This is a genomic window from Shewanella sp. WXL01 (genome assembly GCF_012263345.1).
Taxonomy (GTDB): domain Bacteria; phylum Pseudomonadota; class Gammaproteobacteria; order Enterobacterales; family Shewanellaceae; genus Shewanella; species Shewanella maritima.
In genome coordinates, this window is record NZ_JAAIKQ010000008.1 from 13,999 (window position 1) to 40,623 (window position 26,625).

Here is a 26,625-nt window from a genome sequence, read left to right on the forward strand (position 1 = left end):
TGGTATCTCCTAGGGTTGGATCTGAGTGCCAAGGCTAACGCCATTAGCAAAACCAATTAGTGCTTGGGTGTCTTTCCATGATGCGATGTTAACGGCAATGCCAGATTGCTGAGCCACGTCTAATGCCGCCTCAACTTTTACCTTCATTCCCTTCTCGATCACACCATCTGACACAAGTTGGCTAATTTGTTGTTGGTTTAAAAATGGGATTAATGAGCGTGACGCATCGAGCACGCCCGGTACGTCTGACAACAATACCAAGGTGGCATCCAGTAATTGTGCAATTGCGGCTGCAGCTTGGTCGGCATTGACGTTTAGGCGATTGCCATGCTGATCAATGGCTATCGAGCTGCATACAGGCAGCCAGCCTTGCGACAACATAAACTGTAGATATGCTGGATTACCTGGCACAACTTCGCCCACTAAGCCTAGCTCCTTAGCTTTAATCTTGGCTGAAACGCTTTGACCGTCAGTTAAGCTCATTCCTACTGCAGTCACACCCGCTTTAATTGCTGCGCCTTGCAACAATTTATTGCTAGTACCCGCCAATGCTCCTACAACAATGTCGATTTGATCTTCAGGGGTAACTCGTAAACCATTTAACTTTACTGTTTGCTTACCATTAGCCTGTAACTGCTCATCAACAAGGCAACCGCCACCGTGGACTAACACCACATGTTGCCCCGCGGCAATCATCGACTTCAAAGCGGCCATCAAATTTGCCATGGCTTGCGGTTGCTGCAATAAAGCGCCGCCGACTTTAATCACTAATGTATTGGATTGATTCATGTGATTACCTTAAAGCCCAAAGTGAATTTTAATGCACTGCAGTCCTTGGCTCGCAGCACCTTTCATGAGGTTGTCAATCGCGCTAGCAATCACAATATGATGGTTGTTGGCATCATATTTCCAACCGATATGACACTGAGTGGTATGCACCACATCATCAACTTTCGGGAAAAGGTTTTGCTTTACACGAACTAACGGCTCATCGTCATAAACACTAAATGCTTTAGCAATTTGCTCAGCTGTGGTGTCCGCTTTTAGCTGAACAGTAATAGTGGCTAAAATACCACGTTTGAAGTTGCCAAGATGCGGGGTGAAAATCACCTCATGACCCAGTTGGGTGGCGATTTCAGGTTGATGCCTGTGCCCAAGCACGCCGTAAGGTGTCAGGCTAACTTCACAAAAACTCGTATGTAGCTGCGCCTTACGCCCAGCTCCTGTTACTCCACTAACGGCATTGATAACCGGTAAACTGCCGGCAAATAAATCGGTTAACGGTTTTAGTGCCAGCAGCGATGCGGTTGGATAGCAGCCTGGCACTGCAACCATAGACGATTGGGTAATTTGTTCTTTATTCCATTCGGCAAGTCCATATACCGCCTGTGCAAGCAGTTGCGGCTGCGTATGCTCGAAGCCATACCACTTAGGGTATTGCGCTGCATCTTCAAAACGATAAGCACCGCTTAGGTCGAACACGGCGAGCTTTTGCGCATGAAACTCGGCAGCCAAAGCGAGACTCACTGCATGATCGGTCGCGAGTACCACAGCATCGGCCGTTGCAATAATATGCTGTTTTGCCTGCTGGGTAAGTGGCTGCAGTTTTAGACTAATATCTTGATAAGAAGGATAAAGCTCGCTAAGCGGCTTGTATTTATCAAGGCTTGCTTCTGAGACGTAGATACCCTGAATATCAAGGTTAGCATCAGCGTTGATCAACTGAGTAATTTGGGCACCGGTATAACCGCTAGCACCAATAATTGCGATATTTTTCATAGATCTTTTCTTATAAGTGTCATGTTAAAAGTGAACAATGGAGCAATAGGCTTTCGCCCAAGGTGACTACTTATCGTCGACGGAAAGGCGAAATCAGATAAAAACGCAAATTGTTGTAGCTAACTGTACTGGTGTTTGTTTTCATTTTTACTATCGGGGTTATGGTAGTGCTATTAAGTGTTTGCTAGACTATCACAACTTTATACTTATGCAATATTTTTGAATAAATATTTTATGGAGATTTCATGAGTAAGCTGCCAGATCTTAAAACAAGCTTTAGTGAATTGATCGCTACCCCATCAATCAGCTCATTAGAATCGGCTGAAGATATCAGCAATAAACCAGTGATAGATTTGCTACAAAGCTGGTTTAATGACTTAGGGTTTGAGTGTACTAGCCCTAAGGTGGCAAATACCCGCGAGAAGCACAATTTGATTGCCCGCTTAGGTCAAGGTGATGGAGGTTTATTACTCGCGGGGCATACTGATACAGTTCCGTTTGATGAAGGGCGTTGGAGCTATGACCCATTCACGCTTACCGAGCGAGATAATCGTTGGTATGGCTTAGGTACTTGCGATATGAAAGGCTTTTTCGCATTAGTGCTTGAAGCCTTGAAAGACCTACCTATTAATGAGTTCAAAAGACCACTGACTATTTTTGCCAGCGCAGATGAAGAAACCACCATGAATGGCGCCAAGGCATTTGCTAACTCTACAGAAATCAAACCTGATTTCGCCATCATCGGCGAGCCGACCAGTTTGAAACCTGTATATATGCACAAAGGTCATTTGGCGCAGGGAATTAAGATCATCGGTCGCAGCGGTCATTCATCCGATCCGGCTAAAGGGCTCAATTCCATCGAAATTATGCACTTGGTGATTGGGCAATTGCTCAAACTAAAACAACATTTGGCAGAAAACTATCGCGAAGATGCCTTTAGCGTGCCCTACCCAACCATGAACTTTGGCAGTATTCATGGCGGTGATGCGGCAAATAGAATCTGCGGCTGTTGTGACTTACACATTGATTTAAGGCCCTTACCCGGTATGCCTTTAATTGAACTAGAGCAAATGGTGATCAACTATCTTGAGGACATCTCTAAACAATATCCTGGCAGTGTCAGCATCAGCACACTTTATCCAGGCTCTGAGCCTTTTGCCGGTAGCTTAAATGATGAATGGACCAAAATTGTTGAACAAGTGGCAGGTAAGCAAGCAGAAGTGGTCAACTATGCCACCGAAGCGCCCTATATTAAGCAACTTGGTTGCCAGACTTTGGTACTTGGTCCGGGTAGTATTGAGCAGGCTCACCAACCTGATGAGTTCATTGGGCTGGAATATATGAAGCCTACAGTTGAGCTACTTAAAAAACTCATCTATCAAGCCTGTATTCAATAACCCAGCGTATTGAATTCAGTTGTTGAGCAATTGCTAAAACTGTAACAATCTAACGAAATTTTATTTCAAGATAGATTGATTAGTTATTGACCCAATTCGCTGCGATGGTTATTGTTCAAGGAAGGTTTATTTTTTGGGGAAGTCTTTATGACAACTGAAACAGCGGATATGTACGCCTCACTGAGATCAAATGTAGGTAACTTAGGTCAAATTCTTGGTGAGACCATGCAAAGTCACCTCGGGCCTGCATTTTTAGAAAAAGTAGAACAGATCCGTATTTTAGCCAAACAGTCACGCCAGGGTGATGAAGCCGCTAGAGAACAAATGCTGGCACTGTTAACCTCACTTCCCGACGAAGAGTTAGTCCCATTTGCTAAAGCATTCAATCAGTTCCTCAACTTAGCAAACCTAGCCGAGCAGTTCCATACTATTAGCCGAAACTGTGACGAGCTTGTCTGTGTGCCCGATCCTGTGGAGCAGTTACTTGGGCGCGTACTTAACACCAACTTTGACAAAGACGACGTACTGCACTGCTTAAGCGAGCTTAATATTGACTTAGTACTGACAGCTCACCCAACCGAAATTTCACGTCGCACCTTAATTCAAAAATACTCATCTGTAGTCGACTGCTTGACCGAACAAGAAAACCCACAACTGACAGACCGTGAGCGCAAGCAATCAACCCTGCGTTTGCGCCAACTTATCGCACAGATCTGGCACACCAACGAAATCCGCCACGAGCGACCAACACCAGTTGATGAGGCTCGTTGGGGTTTAAGCACTATTGAATCGTCTTTATGGCACGCAATACCTGATTTCTTGCGCCAACTCAGTGATCAGCTTGAGCAGCGCATTGGCGAACAGTTGCCAATCGATATCTGCCCAGTCAAATTCTCAAGCTGGATGGGCGGCGACCGCGATGGCAACCCGTTTGTCACCGCTAAAGTCACTGAAGAAGTGTTACTGCGTAATCGTCACGCAGCTGCAAGACTCTATCTAAAAGATGTCGTCACTTTAATCAGCGATCTGTCGATGGAACAAGCGAATGACGAGTTACTCGCTGCCACGCATAACAGCATGGAGCCATACCGTGACGTGCTGCGCGAGCTGCGCTGCAAACTAAGAGCGACCATCGACTACTTAAATGAGCGTATTGACGGTCATCACCCAGATGCTGATACGAGTGAACTCATTTGGCAATTTGATGACTTACACAAGCCGCTATTGATGCTGTACACCAGCCTGTGCGACTGTGGAATGCGTTTGATTGCCAATGGCTTACTACTTGATATGTTGCGCCGCCTAAGCTGCTTTGGCATCCATATGCTGCGCCTAGATATCAGGCAGGATGCTGAGCGTCACAGCGACGTCGTCGCAGAGCTTACACGCTATTTGGGTATGGGTGACTATAACCATTGGGATGAATCAGAAAAGCAGGCGTTTTTACTGCGTGAGCTAACGGGTAAGCGCCCACTCATTCCAGCAACTTGGCAACCAAGTGATGAAGTGGCCGAAGTACTAGCCACTTGCAAACTAGTGGCTAAACAGCCAGCCAATGCACTAGGTTCATATGTGATTTCAATGGCAAGTAATCCGTCTGATGTTCTTGCAGTGCTGCTACTTCTAAAAGAAAGTGGCTGTCAACACCCTATGCGCGTGGTGCCGCTATTTGAAACCCTAGATGACCTAACTGGCGCAGCTGATTGTATTACCGCGCTGTTAGACATTGATTGGTATCGCGGCTATACCAAAGGCATGCAAGAAGTCATGATTGGTTATTCTGACTCTGCTAAAGATGCCGGTGTGATGGCTGCGGCCTGGGCACAATATCGTGCTCAAGAGCAGCTTGTAGAAGTGTGTAAAAAAGCAGATGTAAAACTAATGCTATTCCACGGTCGTGGTGGCTCAATTGGTCGCGGCGGTGGACCTGCACATAAAGCGATTCTATCTCAGCCACCTGGCTCAGTAGATGGTCGCATTCGCGTAACAGAGCAAGGCGAGATGATCCGCTTTAAGTTTGGTTTACCAAAACTTGCAGTGCAGTCACTGGCGCTTTATACCTCAGCCGTGATGGAAGCGACATTGCTACCACCTCCAGAGCCTAAAGCTCACTGGCGTGAATGTATCGAGCGCATTGCCGCTGAATCTGTTGATGCTTATCGCGGCATTGTACGCGGCGAAAAAGACTTCGTACCTTATTTCCGCAGCGCAACCCCTGAAGTTGAACTCGGCAAACTGCCGTTAGGTAGTCGCCCAGCTAAACGCAGAATTGATGGCGGTATTGAAAGCCTACGTGCAATCCCTTGGATTTTTGCTTGGTCACAGAACCGTTTGATGCTGCCAGCCTGGTTAGGCGCCGGAGAAGCACTGCAAGCGGCAATGGAGCGTGGTGAGAAGCAACTACTACAAGAAATGCAATCGCAATGGCCGTTCTTCGAAACTCGCCTATCTATGCTAGAAATGGTTTACATGAAAGCAGAGCCAAATCTTGCCAAATACTATGAACGTAGTTTGGTTGAAGAACCGTTACGACCATTAGGTAAGAAGCTACGTGACCGCTTACGTCAAGGCATTGAGACTGTGTTATCACTCACAGAGTCTGACGAGTTAATGTCGCACACGCCATGGAACCAGGAATCGGTGAAATTGCGTAATCCTTACATTGATCCGCTAAACTTCTTACAGACCGAGCTGTTAGCTCGTACTCGTAAAGAGGAGTCACCTTCTGACAATGTACAATTGGCGCTGATGCTCACCATCGCGGGTGTAGCGGCAGGTATGCGTAACACTGGCTAGCTGTTAAAGATATCGCACTAAGGAGCAAGGGCTAATCTATGGGTTTACCGCTAAAGCACCTGGCTAAATGGTTAACTATCGCAACCTTATCGGTATTGGCTGGCTGTGCTAGCCAATACAGCATTAGCGAGCGAGAAATAGAGAACCACTTAAACAAAGAAATGCACTTTGAGGTCAATCAGGGCAACCGTTTAATTGGTATGTCGATTAACCTCAATGACAAGGAAGTCAGCTTAGGTGATAAGCCTGACATTATGGCGTTAACCGCCAATGCCAAGGTATCGGTCAACAATCCGCTGATGCCAATGTCTGCGAAGTTAACGCTAACTTTTGAAGCAACGCCTTGGTACGACAAATCTTCAAAGAGTATTTACTTGCGAGGGTTAAACATGACCAAGGTGAGCGCTGAGCCAGAAGAAATCGAAAACGCACTTAAACAGATCTCACCTCAGTTAATCAATTTCGTCAGCAGTTTTTTACAAACGCAGCCTGTCTACACCCTAGACGAACGCGATAGCAATCAAGCATTAATGGCAAAATTCGCGGAAGAGATTAAAGTCGAGACAGGTAAAATTGTCATTAAATTTTAGCTAAGCTGTGACTGAACACTGCCTAGCTATGTTACTTACATCGCTATCTATATTCCTTAGGACACCATCTATACCGCTTTAGCCTAGATATTGGCTACTTTGGATAACGATAATACGATGGGTAATCGACAATAACCGCTTCACCTAATAAGGCTCTACGCAGCATATCGTAGGCGACAGCGGCGCTCACACCGCGAATGATACCTCGCTTCTTAATAGGGAACTTAAGCATTTGGCTGTGAACGCCGCCCCCCTTAACAGCTAATGCGATTGCGACTGTGCCAACTGGTTTTTCATCGGTCCCACCATCGGGGCCTGCGATACCGCTAGTAGCTAACGCGTAATCACTATCAAGTAGACCTCGAGCGCCTTCGGCCATTTCCTCAACCGTTTTTATCGACACTGCACCATGATCATCCAAGGTTTGTGGCTTCACCCTGAGTAACTGCACTTTAGACTCATTGCTATAGGTAACTAGCCCATGGTGCAAATAGGAAGAACTACCAGGAAAATCGACTAGCTGACTGGCGAGCAAGCCTCCGGTACAAGACTCAGCTAACGCCAAGCTTATGCCTGATTGGAACAAACGGTGATGGATCTCCTCAGCAAGGGTGGCGCGCTCCGTAGCCACCACGACATCACCTAGATTTGCTTTAACAACCTTTGTCACCTTAGCGAGCTTGTTGATTGCTTGGTCACCACGGGCGAAAATCTTAACGTCAATATGAGGCATTGAGGAGCGGTAGCCTAATTCAATTCCGTCAGGCAACGACAGCGTTGATAATTGGTCTTGCAGTGCAGATTCTCCCTGACCAATGGTTAACAGCTTAGTGATCTTGGTATTGGTTTTTGCGCCCAGTTCATTCTGAATAAACGGAATAAACTGATCATTTATCATCTGCTTAAGCTCAAATGGCACACCTGGGGTGAAGAATAACCAGGCATTATTCAGTTTAACTCGAAAGCCGCAGGCGGTACCTACAGGGTTGTCTACCATGACAGCAGACTGGGGAAGCAAGGCTTGTTTACGATTACTTTCAGGCATCTGCCTGCCACTTCGCTGATACCAGGCCTCAAGACGGGCTATCCACTCTTTATTCTCGACTAATTGTTCACCCTTAGCGGTTGCCATAGCGGCAGCTGACATGTCATCCGTTGTTGGACCTAATCCGCCATTAACAATGATGACATCAGCATGCTGACTACGCTCACGAAAAGCATCAACGAGGTCTTGCATGCGGTCGCCAACGGTAACCCTATGTTGCATTTCAATGCCGATATCCATCAGCGCATTGGCAACCCACGCTGCGTTAGTATCGACAATTTGGCCCAACAGCACCTCTTCACCAGTGCAGATCATTTCAACTTTCATTACGGCTCCCTATAAAGCAAGTGCTAGTAACTTAGGCAAGGCACTCGGTAAAAGCAAGGACAATAAGATGACAAGCGGGTTAATTCGGGTTTAATAACCAAAAGAACAGAAATGGGGTTGAGCTAGCTGGGACTAATCCAGAGGCCAAAGCTGATAGCGAACAACAAATTTTGGGCATAAAAAAACCGAGCCTAAGCTCGGTTTTTTCAATGTAATACTAAGTATTACTCAGCTGCTTCTACTTCTTCAGTTTCAGCAACTTCTGGACGACCTACTAACTCGATGTAAGCCATTGGGGCTTTATCACCGGTACGAAGACCGCATTTAAGAATACGAGTGTAACCACCAGGACGTTCCTGGAAGCGTGGACCCAATTCTGTGAATAACTTACCTACAACTTCAGCGTCGCGGGTACGAGCGAAAGCTAAACGGCGGTTTGCAACGCTGTCTACTTTAGCTAGTGTTATTAGAGGCTCAACTACGCTACGCAGTTCTTTCGCTTTAGCTACAGTTGTCTTGATGATCTCATGACGAACTAGTGAGCCAGCCATGTTACGGAACATAGCTTGACGATGACTGCTGTTGCGGTTCAGTTGACGACCACTCTTACGATGGCGCATGACCTAATCCTTATACCTAAATCTGTACTAACCTGAGAACTTATAGGTCGTCTGCTAAACTAGCCGGTGGCCAGTTTTCTAGACGCATACCTAACGACAGTCCGCGAGACGCTAACACATCCTTAATTTCAGTAAGAGACTTCTTACCTAAGTTAGGAGTCTTAAGCAGCTCAACTTCAGTGCGCTGTACTAGATCTCCGATGTAATGAATCGCTTCGGCTTTCAAACAGTTAGCCGAACGTACGGTTAGCTCTAAATCGTCGACAGGACGCAACAGAATTGGGTCAAACTCCGGTTTAACTTCTTCTGGCGGCTGCTCAGTCACATCACGTAGTTCAACAAACGCATCTAGCTGTTCAGCTAGGATAGTTGCTGAGCGACGGATAGCTTCCTCAGGATCGATAGTACCATTGGTTGTCATATCGATAACGAGTTTATCTAAGTCAGTGCGCTGTTCAACACGAGCAGCTTCTACATTGTAAGCAATGCGAGCTACTGGTGAGAAAGAAGCGTCTACTAGCAAGCGACCGATTGGGCGATCATCGTCTTCAGTTTGTGCACGAGCCGAAGCTGGAACATAACCGCGACCACGCTCAACGCGAATACGCATGCTAATGTCATGATTACCAGTCAAATGACAGATAACATGATCCGGATTCATAACAGCTACATCGCCGTCATGAGTAATATCTGCTGCTGTAACAGGGCCTGCGCCTGACTTACTTAGGGTAAGTAAAGCTTCATCTTTACCCTCAATTGTTACTGCTAAACCTTTAAGGTTTAGTAGTATTTCAAGGATATCTTCTTGCACGCCTTCCTTGCTGCTGTATTCATGCAGCACACCATCAATTTCCACTTCTGTGACAGCACAGCCTGGCATTGATGATAATAGGATGCGACGCAACGCGTTACCTAAGGTATGGCCAAAACCACGTTCTAATGGCTCTAGTGTAACTTTAGCGCGTGTTGAATTAACCTGCTCAATATCAACGAGACGCGGTTTAAGAAATTCTGTAACAGAACCCTGCATTGTGTCCTCTCTTGTTTGTTAGCTTTACTTAGAGTAAAGCTCGACGATCAGCTGTTCGTTAATATCCGCAGACAAATCGCTACGTTCTGGTAGACGCTTGAAAGCACCTTCCATTTTCGCATTGTCGACTTCTACCCAAGTAGGCTTTTCGCGTTGACCAGCAACTTCTAAAGCCGCTTTGATACGAGCTTGGTTGCGTGATTTTTCACGGATGCTTACAACATCATTCGCAGACACTTTGAATGACGGAATGTTAACAACACGACCGTTAACCATAACTGCTTTATGGCTTACTAGCTGACGTGATTCTGCACGAGTAGCACCAAAACCCATACGATAAACAACGTTATCTAGGCGTACTTCTAAAAGTTGCAATAGGTTTTCACCAGTATTACCTTTTAGACGTGCAGCTTCTTTATAGTAGTTACGGAATTGCTTTTCTAGCACACCGTAAATACGACGAACTTTTTGTTTCTCGCGTAATTGTAAACCGTACTCAGACAAACGAGGCTTACGAGCGCCGTGTTGTCCTGGTGCAGCTTCAAGCTTACACTTCGAATCGATTGCTCTCACACCGCTTTTTAAGAAAAGGTCAGTACCTTCTCGGCGGCTGAGCTTGAGCTTAGGACCCAAGTATCTTGCCATGATCTTTCTCCAACTATCCTATAACGCTGTTATACACGACGTTTTTTAGGTGGACGACAACCATTGTGAGGGATAGGTGTCACATCAGTAATGTTGGTAATTTTATAACCAACTGCGTTCAGTGCGCGAATCGCTGATTCACGTCCTGGACCTGGACCCTTCACAAAAACTTCAAGGTTTTTAACACCATAATCTTGTGCGGCAACACCTGCACGCTCTGCTGCAACCTGTGCAGCAAATGGGGTTGATTTACGTGAACCACGGAAACCAGAACCACCTGAGGTAGCCCAAGATAAAGCATTACCTTGACGATCGGTAATGGTTACGATTGTGTTGTTGAAAGACGCATGGATATGAGCCATGCCATCTGCAACCTGTTTACGTACGCGCTTACGCGGAGAACGTGACGGAACTTTAGCCATTTTGGTTTACCTTCCCGTTACTTTCTAATTGGTTTACGTGGACCTTTACGCGTACGCGCATTGGTCTTAGTACGTTGCCCACGAAGAGGCAGGCTACGACGATGGCGGAGACCACGGTAACAACCAAGGTCCATAAGACGCTTGATGTTCATAGAAATCTCACGACGTAAGTCACCTTCTACTTCGTATTTGGCAACTTCTTCGCGTAGGGTGTCGATTTGAGCTTCGCTCAATTCCTTGATCTTAGCGTCTTCAGCGATTGAAGTAGCAGCACAAATTGCTTTTGCGCGCGTACGTCCAATACCGAAGATAGCAGTCAATGCAATGACTGTATGCTTTTGATCAGGAATGTTAATGCCAGCGATACGGGCCACTATGCACTCCTTAAATGTTAAAGGTCATCTGCGAAAAGCCCGAAAGGATACTCGACAGACGACAAATTTGCAAACAATATTTTGGTCAGCCCGGACAGGGCTGACCAACTTTTTTCTAGCCTTGACGCTGTTTGTGTTTAGGTTCAACACAAATCACGCGAACAACGCCGCTACGTTTGACGATCTTGCAGTTACGGCAGATCTTCTTCACGGAAGCTCGAACTTTCATTTCATCACTCCGTTAAGCAATCTTATTTACCAAAGCGATCTAAATTCGCTTTGTTCACAAGATTAGCTTTCTTCATAACAGACTCATACTGATGAGACATCATATGGGTCTGAACCTGAGCCATGAAGTCCATGATTACAACTACGATAATTAGTAGTGAAGTACCGCCAAAATAGAACTGTACTTGCCATGCAATTAACATGAACTCCGGAATTAAACAGATAAAGGTAATGTAAATAGCGCCAGCTAAAGTTAGGCGGGTCATTACTTTATCAATGTAACGCGAGGTCTGTTCACCCGGACGGATACCTGGAATGAATGCACCACTTTTCTTCAAGTTGTCTGCTGTCTCACGTGGGTTAAATACCAACGCAGTATAGAAGAAACAGAAGAAGATAATCGCAACCGCGTACAGCAGTGAGTACAGTGGCTGGCCTGGTGAAACCGCTAACGCGAAATCACTTAACCAAGACATAGACTCATTTTGACCAAACCACTGAGCCAGTGTGCCTGGGAACAAAATAATGCTCGACGCGAAAATTGGCGGGATTACACCAGCCATGTTCACTTTTAGTGGTAAGTGTGTGCTTTGTGCAGCAAAAACCTTACGGCCCTGCTGTCGCTTAGCATAGTTAACGACGATACGACGCTGACCACGCTCAACAAACACTACCAAATAAGTTACAGCAAATACGATTACCGCTAATAGCAACAGTAGCAAAACATTCAAGTCACCTTGACGCGCTTGCTCAGCCGTTTGGCCGATAGCCGATGGTAAACCAGCAACAATACCTGCGAAAATAAGAATCGAGATACCATTACCAATACCACGCTCGGTAATTTGCTCACCTAGCCACATCAGGAACATGGTTCCTGTTACTAAGCTCACAATCGCAACGAAGTAGAACGCTGGGCCTGGATTAGCAACTAAGCCAGGCATCAGGTTCGGTAGACCTGTTGCAATACCAACTGATTGGAGCGTACCTAGTACTAATGTACCGTATCTTGTGTACTGACTGATTTTCTTACGTCCAGACTCGCCTTCCTTTTTCAGTTCAGCAAGGGCAGGATGCACAACAGTCAATAACTGCATGATAATCGATGCCGAAATATAAGGCATGATACCTAATGCAAAGATAGAAGCACGCTCTAAAGCACCACCTGAGAACATGTTAAACATGCCTAAGATGGTGTCTTTTTGCTGTGCAAACAATTCGGCTAATACAGCTGCGTCAATACCAGGAATTGGTACAAACGAACCGGCTCTAAAGACGATAATTGCACCAATCACGAACAGAAGACGGGCTTTCAATTCAGATAAGCCGCCTTTCGCGCTTTTTAAATCAAGTCCTGGTTTTGCCATCGACGTATTATTCCTCGATCTTACCGCCGGCAGCTTCTACAGCTGCACGTGCACCTTTGGTTACCTTAAGACCTTTTACGGTCACTGGGCGCTCAATGGTACCTGAAAGAACGATTTTAGCAAACTGGATGTTGCGAGTAATTACATTCGCATCTTTCAGAGCGTTTAAGTCGATCACATCACCGTTAACTTTTGCTAGTTCGCTCAAGCGAACTTCAGCCGTTACCAAAGCTTTACGTGAGGTAAAACCGAATTTAGGTAGACGGATTTTAAGTGGCATTTGACCACCTTCAAAACCTACGCGTACGCCACCGCCACTACGAGACTTTTGCCCCTTGTGACCACGACCAGCAGTCTTACCTAGACCAGAACCGATACCACGACCTACACGCTTAGGTGCAGATTTTGAACCTGCAGCTGGAGAAAGAGTATTTAAACGCATTTATTAACCCTCCACCTTAACCATGTAGTAAACCTTGTTAATCATACCGCGAACAGAAGGAGTATCTTCTACTTCAACAGTGTGATTAATACGACGTAGACCTAAGCCTAGCAAGCAAGCGCGGTGCTTTGGTAAGCGACCGATGCTGCTTTTAGTCTGTGTTACTTTAATTGTGTTAGCCATCGTGCATTACCCCCGAATTTCATCAACATTCAGGCCACGCTTAGCTGCGATTTGAGCTGGTGACTTCATGTGCACCAACGCATCTACAGTTGCGCGAACGATGTTGATCGGGTTAGTAGAACCGTATGCTTTAGACAGAACGTTATGAACGCCTGCTACTTCAAGTACGGCACGCATTGCGCCACCGGCAATAATACCGGTACCTTCCGATGCTGGCTGCATGTATACACGCGAACCAGTATGACGACCTTTAACTGGGTGATGTAAAGTACCACCGTTCAGTTCAACAGTAACCATGTTGCGACGTGCTTTTTCCATTGCTTTTTGAATAGCAGCTGGAACTTCACGTGCTTTACCGTAGCCATAGCCAACCTTACCGTTACCATCACCCACTACAGTTAGTGCTGTGAAGCTAAAGATACGACCGCCCTTAACTACTTTAGAAACACGATTTACTGCAATCAGTTTTTCTTGCAGATCGTCTTTTTGCTGAGCTTCTAATTTAGCCATTTTTATAACCCCTTAGAACTTCAGGCCAGCTTCACGAGCAGCGTCTGCTAATGCAGCCACACGACCGTGATACTTGAAACCAGAACGGTCAAACGCAACAGTTGCTACGCCTTTTTCGATCGCACGCTCAGCAACTAATTTACCAATTGCTTTTGCCGCGTCTACGTTACCGGTACTCTTAAGTTGCTCTGCAACCGCTTTTTCAACAGTTGAAGCAGCTACAACCACCTGAGCTTCAGGATTGATCACCTGAGCATAAATGTGACGTGGTGTACGATGTACAACCAGACGGTTCACGCCTAGCTCTTGGATCTTCTTACGTGCACGAGTAGCGCGACGTAAGCGAGATGTTTTCTTATCCATATCGCGTTACCTACTTCTTCTTAGCCTCTTTACGGCGTACTTGTTCGTCTGCATAGCGAACACCTTTACCTTTGTAAGGCTCTGGTGGACGGTAGCCGCGAATTTCAGCAGCAACTTGGCCGATTAACTGCTTATCAACACCTGAAAGGGTGATATCAGTTTGGCTAGGACATTCTGCTTTTACGCCTTCCGGTAGTTCGTGCACTAGTGGGTGCGAGAAACCTAAAGTAAGGTCGATACCGTTACCTTGTACTTTCGCACGGTAACCAACACCAACTAGCTTTAGCTTCTTCTCGAAACCTTGAGATACACCAACAACCATGTTGTTTACTAATGCACGTGCAGTACCTGCTTGAGCCCAAGCGTTAACTGCGCCTTCAACTGGACCGAAGGTGATTTGTGCATCTTCAACTTTAACAATGACTGCATCATTGATTACTCGAGTCAGACTACCTTTGCTGCCTTTAACAGTAAGAGTCTGTTCGTTTAAAGTCACCTCTACGCCTGCAGGGATAGTGACTGGTGCTTTTGCAACACGAGACATTACTAACTCCTTACGCTACGTAGCAGATAACCTCACCACCCGTGCCTTGTTGGCGGGCGGCACGATCAGTCATCAAGCCTTTAGAAGTGGAAACAATTGCGATACCCAGACCGCCCATCACCTTAGGAAGTTCGTCTTTACCTTTGTAAATACGAAGACCTGGGCGACTTACGCGCTGGATAGTCTCAACGACTGGTTTGCCTTGGAAATACTTTAAAGTGATTTCTAATTCAGGCTTAGCCTCATCTGCTACGGCGTAGTCAGTAATGAAACCTTCGTCTTTAAGTAATTTCGCGATTGCTACTTTTAACTTAGCTGAAGGCATCTTTACAGATACGTGGTTAGCAGCTTGGCCGTTACGAATACGGGTTAACATATCCGCAATAGGATCTTGCATGCTCATATTAGCTTACTCCGTGACAAGTGCTTACCAGCTGGCCTTACGCAGACCAGGAACTTCACCGCGCATGGTAGCTTCACGTAATTTGATACGGCTTAGGCCGAACTTACGTAGGTAACCATGTGGGCGACCAGTTTGATTACAGCGGTTGCGTTGACGCGACGCGCTAGAATCACGAGGTAGTGCTTGCAACTTAAGCACTGCATCCCAACGATCTTCTTCAGAAGTGTCTGGGTGTGCAATTAGTGCTTTAAGAGCTAAACGCTTTTCAGCATATTGAGCTACTAGCTTCGCACGCTTTGCTTCACGTGCTTTCATAGATGATTTTGCCATTATGCTACCCTTATTTCTTAAATGGGAAGTTAAAAGCGTCTAACAAAGCACGACCTTCTTCGTCATTCTTCGCAGTAGTAGTGATAACAATATCCATACCACGAATCTTATCGATTTTATCGTAATCGATTTCTGGGAAGATGATCTGCTCACGCACGCCCATTGCGTAGTTACCACGACCGTCAAACGCTTTTGCGCTTAGGCCACGGAAGTCACGAATACGTGGGATTGCAATGTCAACTAAACGCTCTAAGAATTCCCACATACGCTCACCGCGTAGGGTAACTTTACAGCCAATCGGGTAGCCTTCACGGATTTTAAAACCAGCAACTGATTTACGAGCTACAGTTACAACTGGTTTTTGGCCAGCGATTGCAGTCATGTCACGAAGCGCGTGCTCCATAACTTTTTTGTCTGCTACAGCTTCACCAACACCCATATTAAGGGTGATTTTTTCAATCCGAGGGACTTGCATGACACTGGTATATTCGAACTTCTTAGAAAGTTCTGCAATAACAGTCTCTTTGTATTTATCATGCAGTTTCGCCATCGTTTACTCCAAATTACTTAACGAGTTCACTGTTCGACTTAAAGAAACGAACTTTTTTGCCGTCTTCAAATCGGAAACCAACACGATCTGCCTTGCCTGTGGCTTGGTTAAAGATCGCTACGTTTGATGCTTGAATAGGCGCTTCTTTCTCGATAACACCACCAGTCTCACCCAGTTGTGGGTTTGGCTTTTGGTGCTTCTTAACAAGATTGATGCCTTCAACAATCAATTTACCAGTAGGTAGGACTTGAGAAACTTTACCGCGTTTACCCTTGTCTTTACCTGCTAATACAATTACTTCGTCTTCACGACGGATTTTTGCTGCCATTTTGAAGCTCCTTACAGTACTTCAGGTGCCAGCGAGACAATTTTCATGAACTGCTCAGTACGCAATTCACGTGTCACTGGTCCAAAGATACGAGTACCAATCGGTGCAAGGTTAGCATTAAGCAATACCGCTGCATTCCGATCGAAGCGAATGACAGAACCGTCTGGACGACGTACGCCTTTCTTAGTACGGACTACCACCGCGTTATATACATCACCTTTCTTCGCTTTAGCGCGAGGAATTGCTTCTTTAACAGAAACTTTGATGATGTCGCCGATACCGGCATAACGACGATGAGAGCCACCCAAGACCTTAATACACTGAACTCTGCGTGCGCCACTGTTACATGCGACGTCAAGAGTCGATTGCATTTGGATCATTTCAAGTGCTCCGCTATCGTTACTACACAAATTCCCACTATTGGGACATTAACTTGACCATTTTGAGTACAATTACTCGAAAATGGCGCGCAAGTATAACACCACATAATGAGGTTGCATAGGGAAAAAAAACAAACGGCCCCAAGTTTTTGGAGCCGTTTCGGTTAACCTAATGAAATATTAGGCTTTTGATACTACTTCAACCAGGGTCCAAGACTTAGTCTTAGAAAGAGGACGACACTGGCTAATTGCCACTACGTCACCTTCATTACACTGATTTGTTTCGTCATGTGCATGGATCTTAGTAGTGCGCTTGATGTATTTCCCATAGATTGGGTGTTTCACTTGGCGCTCAATAGCAACAGTAATAGACTTGTCCATTTTGTTGCTAATTACTTTACCTTGCAAAGTACGGATTTTATCAGACATTACGCACCTGCCTTAGAAGTAATAATGGTCTTAACACGTGCAATGTTACGACGCACTTGTTTCAATTGATGAGTTTGACTCAATTGACCAGTAGCGTGTTGCATACGCAGGTTAAACTGCTCACGCAGCAGACCAAGTAATTCAGCGTTAAGTTCTTCAACGCTCTTTTCTCTTAGTTCGCTCGCTTTCATTACATCACCGTCTTAGTTACGAAGGTAGTCTTAATAGGAAGTTTAGCAGCTGCTAAAGTGAAAGCTTCACGAGCTAACTCTTCAGAAACGCCATTCATCTCATAAAGAACCTTACCAGGTTGAATCTGACATACCCAGTATTCAACGTTACCTTTACCTTTACCCATACGCACTTCAAGAGGCTTAGAGGTAATAGGCTTGTCAGGGAAAACTCGGATCCAAATTTGCCCTTGACGTTTAATGTGACGTGTCATTGCACGACGCGCAGATTCGATCTGACGAGCAGTTAAACGGCCGCGGCCAACTGCTTTAAGACCGAACTCACCGAAGCTAACTTCAGTGCCGTTCGCTAGACCGCGGTTGCGGCCTTTGAACATCTTGCGAAACTTCATACGTTTAGGTTGCAGCATTACCGGCTCTCCTATTTACCACGAGGCTTACGCTTAGGTTGCTGCTTCGGCTCTTCTAGTGCTGGAATAGTACCGTCTAGAACTTCACCTTTGAAGATCCAAACTTTAATACCAATCACACCGTATTGAGTGTGAGATTCAGCAGTTGAATAGTCGATATCAGCACGTAGAGTATGTAGAGGTACACGACCTTCACGATACCACTCAGAACGTGCGATTTCAGCGCCACCTAGACGGCCACTCACTTCAACTTTGATACCTTGGGCACCGATGCGCATTGCGTTTTGTACCGCACGCTTCATAGCGCGACGGAACATTACACGGCGTTCTAATTGCTGAGCGATAGAGTCAGCAACTAACTTAGCGTCTAATTCAGGCTTACGGATTTCAGCGATGTTGATTTGAGCAGTAGTGCCAGTGATTTTAGACACGTGTGCACGTAATACTTCAACGTCTTCACCTTTCTTACCAATCACAACACCTGGACGGGCAGTGTGAATAGTAACGCGGATGCTTTTCGCTGGGCGTTCGATAACGATCTTAGATACTGATGCAGCCTTTAACTTTTCAGTTAAGTATTGGCGCACTTCCCAGTCGCTGTTCAGATTATCTGCATAATCTGACTTATCTGCGTACCAGGTAGAGATCCAAGGCTTGGTGATACCCAGACGGATACCATTAGGATGTACTTTCTGTCCCATTGCTCTCTTCTCCTAGCGATCTGATACAACCACAGTGATGTGGCTGGTACGCTTCATGATACGATCAGCGCGGCCTTTAGCACGAGGCATGATACGCTTCATAGTTGGGCCTTCGTCAACGAAAACTTTACCAACTTTAAGCTCATCGATATCTGCACCTTCGTTGTGCTCGGCGTTTGCGATAGCTGAGTCAAGTACTTTTTTAACTAGTACGGCGGCTTTCTTAGGGCTGAAAGTCAAAATCTCTAGCGCCTTAGATACAGGCAGACCACGGATTTGATCAGCAACCAGACGGGCCTTCTGCGCTGACGTACGAGCAAAACGATGTTTAGCTAAAACTTCCATCTTATTTCTCCCGTATTAACGCTTCTTCGCTTTCTTATCAGCAGCATGGCCGCGATAAGTGCGAGTTGGTGAAAATTCACCAAGTTTGTGGCCGATCATTTCGTCAGTTACGAACACAGGTACGTGCTGACGACCATTATGGACAGCGATGGTCAAACCAATCATGTTTGGAATGATCATTGAGCGGCGAGACCAAGTTTTAATTGGCTTTTTGTCACCAGACTCCATCGCTTTCTCTACCTTCTTCAGCAAGTGTAGGTCAATGAATGGACCTTTCTTGAGAGAACGTGGCATGGGCGAATCCTCTTACTATTTATTACGACGACGTACGATGTACTTGTCAGTGCGTTTGTTGCTACGAGTTTTGTAACCCTTAGTTGGAACACCCCAAGGTGATACAGGGTGACGGCCACCAGAAGTACGGCCTTCACCACCACCGTGTGGATGGTCTACCGGGTTCATTGCAACACCACGAACTGTAGGGCGTACGCCTCTCCAGCGCTTAGCACCAGCTTTACCTAACTGGCGTAGCATGTGCTCGGCATTACCAACTTCACCGAATGTCGCGCGGCAATCAACTGGAACTTTACGCATTTCGCCAGAGCGAAGACGTAGAGTTGCATAAGCACCGTCACGCGCTACAACTTGTACATAAGCACCAGCTGAACGAGCGATCTGAGCACCTTTACCAGGCTTCATTTCTACCGCGTGAACAACACTACCTACTGGAATGTTGCGTAACGGCATAGCGTTACCAGTCTTGATTTCTGCATCGATACCAGATTGGATTGCGTCACCAGCTTGCATGCCTTTAGCAGCAAGGATGTAACGACGCTCACCGTCTGCGTACAATACTAGCGCGATGTGCGCTGTACGGTTTGGATCGTACTCAAGACGTTCGATTTTTGCAGGGATACCATCTTTATCGCGCTTAAAGTCGATTAGACGGTAGTGCTGCTTGTGTCCACCACCAACGTGACGAACAGTGATACGGCCAGTATTGTTACGGCCACCACTTTTAGACTTTTTCGCCAGCAGGCCAGCAAAAGGCTTACCTTTATGCAGGTCAGTGTTTACCACTTTAACAACGTGGCGACGACCAGCAGAGGTTGGCTTACACTTAATAACTGCCATGATAATTCTCCTTTGCTTACTCAGCGCCGACGAAATCGATGTCAGCACCAGCAGCTAGAGTTACATAAGCTTTTTTCCAATCGCTACGACGACCTGCACGGCCACCAGTGCGCTTAGTTTTGCCTTTGTTAACTAGAGTGCGAACTGAATCAACTTCAACTTCAAATAGCTTCGCTACTGCAGCTTTAATCTCTGCTTTAGTTGCATCGATTGCTACGCGGAAAACTACAGTGTTGTTTTTCTCAGCTTCGATAGTGCTCTTTTCAGAGATATGCGGAGCAAGAATAACTTTTAGCAAACGTTCTTCGGTGATCATGCTAGCATCTCCTCGATTTGCTTCACTGCGTCAGCAGTAACTAAAACAGTGTTGAACGCGATTAGACTAACTGGGTCTAGACCCGCTACGTCACGTACGTCAACTTTGTATAAGTTGCGAGCCGCTAAGAATAGGTTCTCATCAACTTCTGCAGTAACAATTAGAACGTCGTCTAATTGAAGATCTTTAAGCTTAGCTTTTAGCTCTTTAGTTTTAGGAGCTTCAACGCCGAAAGATTCAACAACAACTAAACGCTCTTGACGTACCAATTCAGAAAGAATGCTCTTAAGAGCACCACGGTACATCTTCTTGTTAACTTTTTGGCCATGCTCTTGTGGCTTAGCAGCGAAAGATACGCCACCACCACGCCAGATTGGGCCTTTTACGCTACCGGCACGTGCACGGCCAGTACCTTTTTGACGCCAAGGCTTTTTACCAGAGCCTTTTACTTCTGCACGAGTCTTTTGAGCACGAGTGCCCTGACGTGCGTTAGCAGCGTACGCTACAACTACCTGATGAACCAGAGCCTCGTTAAAGTCCTGGCCGAAGGTAGTTTCGGAAACTTCAAGAGCGCTTTGAGCGTCTTTCAATACCAATTCCATTACTATCTCCTCAGACCTTAAGCTTTAACAGCAGGCTTGATGATCAGGTCGCCATTAGTAGCGCCTGGTACAGCACCACGTACTAGAAGTAAGTTACGCTCTGCATCAACACGTACAACGTGTAGATTTTGAGTCGTTACTTGCTCAGCACCCATGTGGCCTGACATCTTTTTGCCTTTGAATACGCGACCTGGCGTTTGGTTCTGACCGATAGAACCATTCGCGCGGTGCGCCAATGAGTTACCGTGAGTCGCGTCTTGAGTACGGAAATTCCAACGCTTAATACCGCCTTGGAAACCTTTACCCTTAGACTGACCAGTAACGTCTACTTTCGCTACGTCTGCGAAAATATCAACATTTAGCTCAGCACCAACTTCAATGCCTTCGCCTTCACCGTCTGCTAGACGCATTTCCCATAAACCACGACCGGCTTCTACACCGCCCTTGGCAAAGTGACCTGCTTCTGCTTTAGTGATGCGATTGGCTTTTTTGGTACCTGTAGTTAACTGAAGTGCACGGTAGCCGTCGTTCTCTAAAGTTTTCACTTGAGCAACGCGGTTGCCAGCAACCTCAATTACAGTTACAGGGATAGACGCACCATCTTCAGTGAAGATGCGGGTCATACCCACTTTACGACCAATAAGACCGATAGCCATCTCTCAAACCTCTTCTAAGGATCTCAATTAACCTAAGCTAATCTGAACGTCGACACCAGCCGCAAGATCTAAACGCATTAACGCGTCTACTGTCTTCTCTGTTGGCTCTACGATGTCAACTAAACGCTTGTGGGTACGGATTTCGTACTGATCACGTGCATCTTTGTTAACGTGCGGAGAGATCAAAACGGTATAACGCTCTTTGCGTGTTGGTAGTGGGATTGGACCACGTACCTGCGCGCCTGTACGCTTAGCAGTTTCAACGATTTCCGCTGTAGACTGATCAATCAGACGATGATCAAAGCCTTTTAAGCGGATACGGATTCTTTGGTTCTGCATTGACCAGAGCTCCTAAATTGGACACATAAAAAATCACCCTCTAGCAGTTTCCTCATGGGAAAGCAGAGCGAGATGATTTAACCGTTAGACTCCCTATCGGAGTCCCTATGAATATGTAGAAACCAATGTTTCTACACTTAATTTATCTCTGAACATGTTCAGAGGAGGGCAATTATACAGACTTAAAGTCAGAGATCAAGCCCACTGCACAAATTATCTGCAAACTAATTCAGCTAAGTTTTACTGACTTTGGTTTAGTAACTTTGGGTCAGAGTAAACTTGCACGTCGTAACTTTACGGCGCTTGTAAATTAGCGTTACAGCATCTGTAAAAATGTGGAGCGCATTCTACACGGATAGTTGGATTTAGCAAACACAAATTTCAGGCAACAAAAAAGGAAGCCGAAGCTTCCTTTTCTCAGTAACTTAATTGTCGAAATTAGTCGACGATTTTAGCTACAACACCAGCACCTACTGTGCGGCCACCTTCACGGATTGCGAAACGTAGACCTTCGTCCATCGCGATTGGGTAAATTAGGGTAACATTCATCTTGATGTTGTCACCTGGCATTACCATTTCTACGCCTTCTGGTAGCTCGATAGTACCTGTTACGTCAGTTGTACGGAAGTAGAACTGTGGACGGTAACCTTTGAAGAATGGAGTGTGACGACCACCTTCATCTTTAGATAGTACGTATACTTCTGATTCGAAAGAAGTGTGAGGAGTGATTGTACCTGGCTTAGCTAGTACTTGACCACGCTCAACTTCGTCACGCTTAGTACCACGTAGTAGTACACCACAGTTCTCACCTGCACGACCTTCGTCAAGCAGCTTACGGAACATTTCTACACCTGTACAAGTTGTAGTTGTAGTGTCTTTGATACCAACGATTTCTACGTCGTCACCTACTGTGATGATACCACGCTCAACACGACCTGTTACTACAGTACCACGACCTTGGATTGAGAATACGTCTTCAATCGGTAGTAGGAATGGCTTGTCGATGTCACGCTCTGGCTCTGGGATGTAAGTATCTAGAGCTTCTGCAAGCTCGATTACTTTCTCTTCCCACTGAGCTTCACCGTTTAGTGCGCCTAGTGCAGAACCTTGGATAACTGGTAGGTCATCACCTGGGAAGTCGTACTCAGATAGAAGTTCACGAACTTCCATTTCTACTAGTTCTAGTAGTTCTTCATCGTCAACCATGTCACATTTGTTCATGAATACGATGATGAAAGGTACACCAACCTGACGTGAGAGTAGGATGTGCTCACGAGTCTGTGGCATTGGGCCATCAGTCGCTGCTACTACTAAGATTGCGCCGTCCATCTGTGCAGCACCAGTAATCATGTTTTTAACATAATCCGCGTGACCTGGGCAGTCTACGTGTGCGTAGTGACGAGTTGGAGTATCATATTCGATGTGAGAAGTATTAATTGTAATACCACGCTCACGCTCTTCTGGAGCGTTATCGATTTGTGCGAAATCTTTAGTCTCACCGCCGTATGCTTTAGTTAATACTGCAGAGATAGCCGCTGTTAGAGTAGTTTTACCATGGTCAACGTGACCAATTGTGCCCACGTTTACGTGCGGCTTACTACGTTCAAATTTTTCTTTTGCCACGATATATATCCTTTCTTTTCAGAAGTGCCCGTTATGCGGGCCATATACAATTAAATATGTACTTAATTCCTAAGTACGTGATTCGATAATCGCTTTTGCAACGTTACTTGGTGCTTCATCGTACTTCAAAAACTCCATAGAGTATGAAGCGCGACCTTGTGTAGCACTGCGTAGGTCGGTTGCATAACCAAACATTTCAGCTAAAGGTACTACTGAGCGGACTATTTTAACACCACCGATGCCATCGTCCATACCTTCAATGATACCACGACGTCTGTTGAGGTCGCCCACAACGTCACCCATGTAATCTTCAGGTGTAGTTACTTCAACTTTCATGCATGGTTCGAGCAATACAGGGTTAGCTTCTAGTGCGCCCTTCTTAAAGCCCATTGAACCAGCAATCTTGAAAGCCATCTCATTAGAGTCTACATCATGGTATGAACCATCATATAGGGTGACTTTCACATCAAGAACAGGATAACTAGCTAATACGCCGTTCTTCATTTGCTCTTGAATACCTTTGTCAACTGCCGGAATGTACTCACGTGGAACTACACCACCAACAATTTCGTTAACAAATTCGTAGCCAGCGCCCTCTTCTAAAGGCTCTAGTTTTAGCCATACATGACCAAATTGGCCACGACCACCAGATTGGCGTACGAATTTACCTTCCACTTCGACGCTGTCACGGATAGTTTCGCGGTAAGCCACTTGTGGTTTACCAACATTACACTCAACACTGAATTCGCGACGCATACGGTCAACGATGATGTCCAAGTGTAATTCACCCATACCAGAGATCAGTGTTTGAGCGGTCTCTTCATCTGTCTCAACACGGAATGACGGATCTTCTGCAGCAAGTTTCTGCAGTGCAATCGCCATTTTGTCTTGGTCAGCTTTTGAGCGCGGCTCAACGGCAATGGTAATAACTGGCTCTGGAAACTCCATTCGCTCAAGTATTACTTTTTGATCGTTGTCGCATAAAGTATCACCCGTGGTGACTTCCTTTAGACCAATCGCAGCAGCAATATCGCCAGCTCGAACTTCTTTCAGCTCAGTACGGTCATTAGCATGCATTTGCACGATACGACCGATACGCTCACGTTTTTGCTTCACTGAGTTGTATACCGATGCACCAGTTTCTAGTACACCCGAATATACGCGGATAAAGGTAAGTGTGCCCACGAACGGGTCAGTTGCAATCTTAAATGCCAGCGATGAGAAAGGTGCGTTGTCGTCAGATGGACGTTCAACTTCGTTCTCATCCATATCAACACCTTTAATAGCAGGTACGTCAATGGGAGCAGGCAAGAAGTCAACAACAGCATCAAGTACCGCTTGTACACCTTTGTTCTTAAATGCAGAACCACAGGTAGCTAGTACGATTTCGTTGTTGATGACACGTTGACGTAGTGCTTGCTTGATTTCTTGCTCTGATAGCTCACCTTCTTCAAGGTATTTGTCCATCAGTTCATCAGAAGCTTCAGCGGCACTTTCGACAAGGTACTCATGCATCTCTTGAGCTTTGTCCAAGAGATCTGCGGGAATTTCTTCATAAGAGAAAGATACGCCCTGATCTTCTTCAGACCAGTTAATCGCTTTCATCTTAATCAAATCAATAACGCCTTTGAAATGCTCTTCGGCACCAATATTCAATTGAATTGGTACACAGTTAGCACCTAAGCGGTTACGGATTTGGTCGATCACGCTGTCAAAGTCAGCACCTGCTCGGTCCATTTTGTTAACGAACACAATGCGTGGTACTTCATACTTGTTGGCTTGACGCCAAACAGTCTCTGACTGAGGTTCTACACCTGATGAGCCGCAGAATACAACTACAGCGCCATCAAGCACACGTAATGAACGCTCCACCTCAATGGTGAAGTCAACGTGACCTGGGGTATCGATGATATTAATACGATGTTCAGTGAACTGAGCATCCATACCACGCCAGAATGCTGTTACAGCAGCAGATGTGATAGTAATACCACGCTCTTGCTCTTGTACCATCCAGTCTGTAGTAGCGGCGCCGTCGTGCACTTCACCGATTTTATGAGACAAACCGGTATAGAACAGAACACGTTCTGTTGTGGTAGTTTTACCTGCATCCACATGAGCAACAATACCGATATTACGATAACGCTCAATTGGGGTTGTACGAGCCACTTTTTATACCCTCTCAACTAAAGCATGCTGCTTTAGTAAATATCAACAATATGAGGCGGGCAAATGCCCGCCTCATCATATTACCAACGGTAATGAGCAAAGGCTTTGTTAGCTTCAGCCATGCGATGCACGTCTTCACGCTTCTTAACAGCAGTACCTTTGTTTTCAGATGCGTCTAGCATTTCACCTGCTAGACGTAGAGCCATAGATTTTTCACCACGCTTGCGAGCAGCTTCAACTAACCAGCGCATCGCTAGTGCGTTACGACGCACTGGACGAACTTCACATGGTACTTGATATGTTGAACCACCAACACGACGAGATTTAACCTCGACTGATGGGCGAACATTCTCAAGTGCTGCTTCAAGGATTACTAGGTGCTCTTCGCCTTTTTTGTCAGCAACAACATCTAGTGCCTTGTAGATAATTTTTTCAGCAGTCGACTTTTTGCCGTCCTGCATAATGACGTTGATGAACTTAGCCAGCAACTCACTTTGGAACTTTGGATCTGGTAGGATTTTACGTTGTCCTACAACGCGACGTCTTGGCATATCAATTCTCCGTATGCTTCAGGTATTTCCAAAACTGGAATGTCAATTAAATTAGCTTGGCCTTACTTTAACGGGATACGTTAAGACTTAGGACGCTTAGCACCGTACTTAGAGCGGCCTTGGCGACGAGTAGTCACGCCAGCACAGTCTAATGCGCCACGAACAGTGTGGTAACGCACACCAGGTAAGTCTTTAACACGACCACCACGGATTAGGATTACACTGTGTTCTTGCAAGTTATGGCCTTCACCACCGATGTACGAAGTTACTTCGAAACCGTTAGTTAGACGCACACGAGCTACTTTACGTAGTGCAGAGTTAGGTTTTTTAGGTGTTGTAGTGTACACACGAGTACAAACACCACGTTTTTGTGGGCACGCGTTCAACGCTGGCACGTTAGTCTTTTTGACTTGCGGCGAGCGTGGCTTACGTACCAACTGGTTTACAGTTGACATGTATAGCTCCGACAGTTGAATACTCAACAATTAGGTGTGAAAAATCTATATCCCACT

Annotated in this window: 38 protein-coding genes; 3 read left to right on the forward strand and 35 right to left on the reverse strand. The window is 45.8% G+C overall.

The features are described from left to right. Window positions 1-9 precede the first annotated feature (9 nt). Both argB and argC read right to left on the reverse strand, forming a co-directional pair. Window positions 10-789: an acetylglutamate kinase gene (gene argB / locus G3R49_RS15575; RefSeq protein WP_167870299.1), complete on the reverse strand. Its 780-nt coding sequence runs from the start codon at window positions 787-789 to the stop codon at window positions 10-12. Between the two features lie 9 nt (window positions 790-798). Next, window positions 799-1,779, reverse strand: coding sequence for an N-acetyl-gamma-glutamyl-phosphate reductase (argC, locus tag G3R49_RS15580; protein WP_167870300.1), 981 nt, complete (start codon window positions 1,777-1,779; stop codon window positions 799-801). Between the two features lie 245 nt (window positions 1,780-2,024). On the opposite strand from argC, the gene argE reads away from it, so the two are divergent. From argE to G3R49_RS15595, 3 genes are all read left to right on the forward strand, one after another. Then, window positions 2,025-3,176 carry an acetylornithine deacetylase gene (argE, locus tag G3R49_RS15585; RefSeq protein WP_167870301.1) on the forward strand — a complete coding sequence of 384 codons (1,152 nt, stop codon included), beginning with the start codon at window positions 2,025-2,027 and terminating at the stop codon, window positions 3,174-3,176. Window positions 3,177-3,323: 147 nt separating this feature from the next. Then, entirely contained in the window at window positions 3,324-5,972 is a 2,649-nt protein-coding gene (gene ppc, locus G3R49_RS15590) for a phosphoenolpyruvate carboxylase (protein ID WP_167870302.1), read from the forward strand. 38 nt (window positions 5,973-6,010) lie between these two features. After that, window positions 6,011-6,562 (forward strand): DUF1439 domain-containing protein, encoded by a 552-nt coding sequence (locus G3R49_RS15595; protein WP_167870303.1) that lies wholly within the window; start codon window positions 6,011-6,013, stop codon window positions 6,560-6,562. Between the two features lie 94 nt (window positions 6,563-6,656). On the opposite strand, the gene G3R49_RS15600 is transcribed toward G3R49_RS15595, so the two are convergent. From G3R49_RS15600 to rpsL, 33 genes are all read right to left on the reverse strand, one after another. Next, a complete protein-coding gene (locus G3R49_RS15600) occupies window positions 6,657-7,934 on the reverse strand; it encodes a competence/damage-inducible protein A (RefSeq protein WP_167870304.1) in 1,278 nt (425 codons plus the stop codon). A 224-nt stretch (window positions 7,935-8,158) separates the two neighbouring features. Then, window positions 8,159-8,554, reverse strand: a complete 396-nt coding sequence (rplQ, locus tag G3R49_RS15605) for a 50S ribosomal protein L17 (protein WP_130600104.1) — start codon at window positions 8,552-8,554, stop codon at window positions 8,159-8,161. Window positions 8,555-8,594: 40 nt separating this feature from the next. Then, window positions 8,595-9,584: a DNA-directed RNA polymerase subunit alpha gene (rpoA, locus tag G3R49_RS15610; protein ID WP_130600102.1), complete on the reverse strand. Its 990-nt coding sequence runs from the start codon at window positions 9,582-9,584 to the stop codon at window positions 8,595-8,597. A 24-nt stretch (window positions 9,585-9,608) separates the two neighbouring features. Next, complete coding sequence (rpsD, locus tag G3R49_RS15615) at window positions 9,609-10,229, reverse strand: 30S ribosomal protein S4 (protein WP_130600100.1); 621 nt, start codon at window positions 10,227-10,229, stop codon at window positions 9,609-9,611. Between the two features lie 29 nt (window positions 10,230-10,258). Then, window positions 10,259-10,651, reverse strand: coding sequence for a 30S ribosomal protein S11 (gene rpsK / locus G3R49_RS15620; RefSeq protein WP_130600098.1), 393 nt, complete (start codon window positions 10,649-10,651; stop codon window positions 10,259-10,261). Window positions 10,652-10,668: 17 nt separating this feature from the next. Then, on the reverse strand, window positions 10,669-11,025 hold the full coding sequence (gene rpsM, locus G3R49_RS15625; protein ID WP_130600096.1) for a 30S ribosomal protein S13: 357 nt from the start codon (window positions 11,023-11,025) through the stop codon (window positions 10,669-10,671). Window positions 11,026-11,140: 115 nt separating this feature from the next. Beyond that, window positions 11,141-11,254 carry a 50S ribosomal protein L36 gene (gene rpmJ / locus G3R49_RS15630; RefSeq protein ID WP_006083579.1) on the reverse strand — a complete coding sequence of 38 codons (114 nt, stop codon included), beginning with the start codon at window positions 11,252-11,254 and terminating at the stop codon, window positions 11,141-11,143. 22 nt (window positions 11,255-11,276) lie between these two features. Then, window positions 11,277-12,617, reverse strand: a complete 1,341-nt coding sequence (secY, locus tag G3R49_RS15635) for a preprotein translocase subunit SecY (protein ID WP_130600094.1) — start codon at window positions 12,615-12,617, stop codon at window positions 11,277-11,279. Between the two features lie 7 nt (window positions 12,618-12,624). Beyond that, entirely contained in the window at window positions 12,625-13,059 is a 435-nt protein-coding gene (rplO, locus tag G3R49_RS15640) for a 50S ribosomal protein L15 (protein WP_130600092.1), read from the reverse strand. Between the two features lie 3 nt (window positions 13,060-13,062). Beyond that, on the reverse strand, window positions 13,063-13,242 hold the full coding sequence (rpmD, locus tag G3R49_RS15645) for a 50S ribosomal protein L30 (protein ID WP_130600090.1): 180 nt from the start codon (window positions 13,240-13,242) through the stop codon (window positions 13,063-13,065). A gap of 6 nt (window positions 13,243-13,248) precedes the next feature. Continuing rightward, complete coding sequence (rpsE, locus tag G3R49_RS15650) at window positions 13,249-13,752, reverse strand: 30S ribosomal protein S5 (protein WP_130600088.1); 504 nt, start codon at window positions 13,750-13,752, stop codon at window positions 13,249-13,251. Window positions 13,753-13,764: 12 nt separating this feature from the next. Continuing rightward, the gene (gene rplR, locus G3R49_RS15655) at window positions 13,765-14,115 is read right to left on the reverse strand and encodes a 50S ribosomal protein L18 (RefSeq protein ID WP_130600086.1); all 351 of its coding nucleotides are present in this window, start codon (window positions 14,113-14,115) and stop codon (window positions 13,765-13,767) included. Between the two features lie 10 nt (window positions 14,116-14,125). Next, window positions 14,126-14,659, reverse strand: coding sequence for a 50S ribosomal protein L6 (gene rplF, locus G3R49_RS15660; RefSeq protein ID WP_130600084.1), 534 nt, complete (start codon window positions 14,657-14,659; stop codon window positions 14,126-14,128). Window positions 14,660-14,669: 10 nt separating this feature from the next. Then, window positions 14,670-15,062, reverse strand: coding sequence for a 30S ribosomal protein S8 (gene rpsH, locus G3R49_RS15665; RefSeq protein WP_130600082.1), 393 nt, complete (start codon window positions 15,060-15,062; stop codon window positions 14,670-14,672). A gap of 24 nt (window positions 15,063-15,086) precedes the next feature. Further along, complete coding sequence (rpsN, locus tag G3R49_RS15670; RefSeq protein WP_130600080.1) at window positions 15,087-15,392, reverse strand: 30S ribosomal protein S14; 306 nt, start codon at window positions 15,390-15,392, stop codon at window positions 15,087-15,089. A 10-nt stretch (window positions 15,393-15,402) separates the two neighbouring features. After that, on the reverse strand, window positions 15,403-15,942 hold the full coding sequence (gene rplE / locus G3R49_RS15675) for a 50S ribosomal protein L5 (protein ID WP_130600078.1): 540 nt from the start codon (window positions 15,940-15,942) through the stop codon (window positions 15,403-15,405). A gap of 13 nt (window positions 15,943-15,955) precedes the next feature. Next, the gene (gene rplX, locus G3R49_RS15680) at window positions 15,956-16,270 is read right to left on the reverse strand and encodes a 50S ribosomal protein L24 (RefSeq protein ID WP_130600076.1); all 315 of its coding nucleotides are present in this window, start codon (window positions 16,268-16,270) and stop codon (window positions 15,956-15,958) included. Window positions 16,271-16,281: 11 nt separating this feature from the next. Beyond that, window positions 16,282-16,650, reverse strand: coding sequence for a 50S ribosomal protein L14 (gene rplN, locus G3R49_RS15685; RefSeq protein WP_011494644.1), 369 nt, complete (start codon window positions 16,648-16,650; stop codon window positions 16,282-16,284). A 180-nt stretch (window positions 16,651-16,830) separates the two neighbouring features. Continuing rightward, window positions 16,831-17,079 (reverse strand): 30S ribosomal protein S17, encoded by a 249-nt coding sequence (gene rpsQ, locus G3R49_RS15690; RefSeq protein WP_130600074.1) that lies wholly within the window; start codon window positions 17,077-17,079, stop codon window positions 16,831-16,833. Beyond that, on the reverse strand, window positions 17,079-17,270 hold the full coding sequence (gene rpmC, locus G3R49_RS15695; protein WP_130600072.1) for a 50S ribosomal protein L29: 192 nt from the start codon (window positions 17,268-17,270) through the stop codon (window positions 17,079-17,081). The genes rpsQ and rpmC overlap by 1 nt, the downstream gene beginning before the upstream one ends. Next, entirely contained in the window at window positions 17,270-17,680 is a 411-nt protein-coding gene (rplP, locus tag G3R49_RS15700; protein ID WP_011863973.1) for a 50S ribosomal protein L16, read from the reverse strand. The genes rpmC and rplP overlap by 1 nt, the downstream gene beginning before the upstream one ends. 11 nt (window positions 17,681-17,691) lie before the next feature. Next, entirely contained in the window at window positions 17,692-18,381 is a 690-nt protein-coding gene (gene rpsC / locus G3R49_RS15705) for a 30S ribosomal protein S3 (protein ID WP_130600070.1), read from the reverse strand. A 12-nt stretch (window positions 18,382-18,393) separates the two neighbouring features. Continuing rightward, the gene (rplV, locus tag G3R49_RS15710) at window positions 18,394-18,726 is read right to left on the reverse strand and encodes a 50S ribosomal protein L22 (RefSeq protein ID WP_130600068.1); all 333 of its coding nucleotides are present in this window, start codon (window positions 18,724-18,726) and stop codon (window positions 18,394-18,396) included. Between the two features lie 15 nt (window positions 18,727-18,741). After that, window positions 18,742-19,020, reverse strand: a complete 279-nt coding sequence (gene rpsS, locus G3R49_RS15715) for a 30S ribosomal protein S19 (protein WP_130600066.1) — start codon at window positions 19,018-19,020, stop codon at window positions 18,742-18,744. 15 nt (window positions 19,021-19,035) lie between these two features. Further along, window positions 19,036-19,860: a 50S ribosomal protein L2 gene (rplB, locus tag G3R49_RS15720; protein WP_130600064.1), complete on the reverse strand. Its 825-nt coding sequence runs from the start codon at window positions 19,858-19,860 to the stop codon at window positions 19,036-19,038. 16 nt (window positions 19,861-19,876) lie between these two features. Continuing rightward, on the reverse strand, window positions 19,877-20,176 hold the full coding sequence (gene rplW / locus G3R49_RS15725; protein WP_130600062.1) for a 50S ribosomal protein L23: 300 nt from the start codon (window positions 20,174-20,176) through the stop codon (window positions 19,877-19,879). After that, window positions 20,173-20,778 carry a 50S ribosomal protein L4 gene (rplD, locus tag G3R49_RS15730; RefSeq protein ID WP_130600060.1) on the reverse strand — a complete coding sequence of 202 codons (606 nt, stop codon included), beginning with the start codon at window positions 20,776-20,778 and terminating at the stop codon, window positions 20,173-20,175. The genes rplW and rplD overlap by 4 nt, the downstream gene beginning before the upstream one ends. 17 nt (window positions 20,779-20,795) lie before the next feature. Beyond that, window positions 20,796-21,434 carry a 50S ribosomal protein L3 gene (gene rplC / locus G3R49_RS15735; protein ID WP_130600058.1) on the reverse strand — a complete coding sequence of 213 codons (639 nt, stop codon included), beginning with the start codon at window positions 21,432-21,434 and terminating at the stop codon, window positions 20,796-20,798. Window positions 21,435-21,461: 27 nt separating this feature from the next. Next, window positions 21,462-21,773 carry a 30S ribosomal protein S10 gene (gene rpsJ, locus G3R49_RS15740; RefSeq protein WP_011635639.1) on the reverse strand — a complete coding sequence of 104 codons (312 nt, stop codon included), beginning with the start codon at window positions 21,771-21,773 and terminating at the stop codon, window positions 21,462-21,464. A gap of 438 nt (window positions 21,774-22,211) precedes the next feature. Beyond that, on the reverse strand, window positions 22,212-23,396 hold the full coding sequence (gene tuf, locus G3R49_RS15745) for an elongation factor Tu (RefSeq protein ID WP_130600035.1): 1,185 nt from the start codon (window positions 23,394-23,396) through the stop codon (window positions 22,212-22,214). A gap of 69 nt (window positions 23,397-23,465) precedes the next feature. Beyond that, window positions 23,466-25,562 (reverse strand): elongation factor G, encoded by a 2,097-nt coding sequence (gene fusA / locus G3R49_RS15750; protein ID WP_130600056.1) that lies wholly within the window; start codon window positions 25,560-25,562, stop codon window positions 23,466-23,468. 80 nt (window positions 25,563-25,642) lie between these two features. Beyond that, window positions 25,643-26,113: a 30S ribosomal protein S7 gene (gene rpsG, locus G3R49_RS15755; RefSeq protein ID WP_130600054.1), complete on the reverse strand. Its 471-nt coding sequence runs from the start codon at window positions 26,111-26,113 to the stop codon at window positions 25,643-25,645. Window positions 26,114-26,193: 80 nt separating this feature from the next. Further along, on the reverse strand, window positions 26,194-26,568 hold the full coding sequence (gene rpsL / locus G3R49_RS15760; protein ID WP_130600052.1) for a 30S ribosomal protein S12: 375 nt from the start codon (window positions 26,566-26,568) through the stop codon (window positions 26,194-26,196). Window positions 26,569-26,625: the final 57 nt, after the last annotated feature.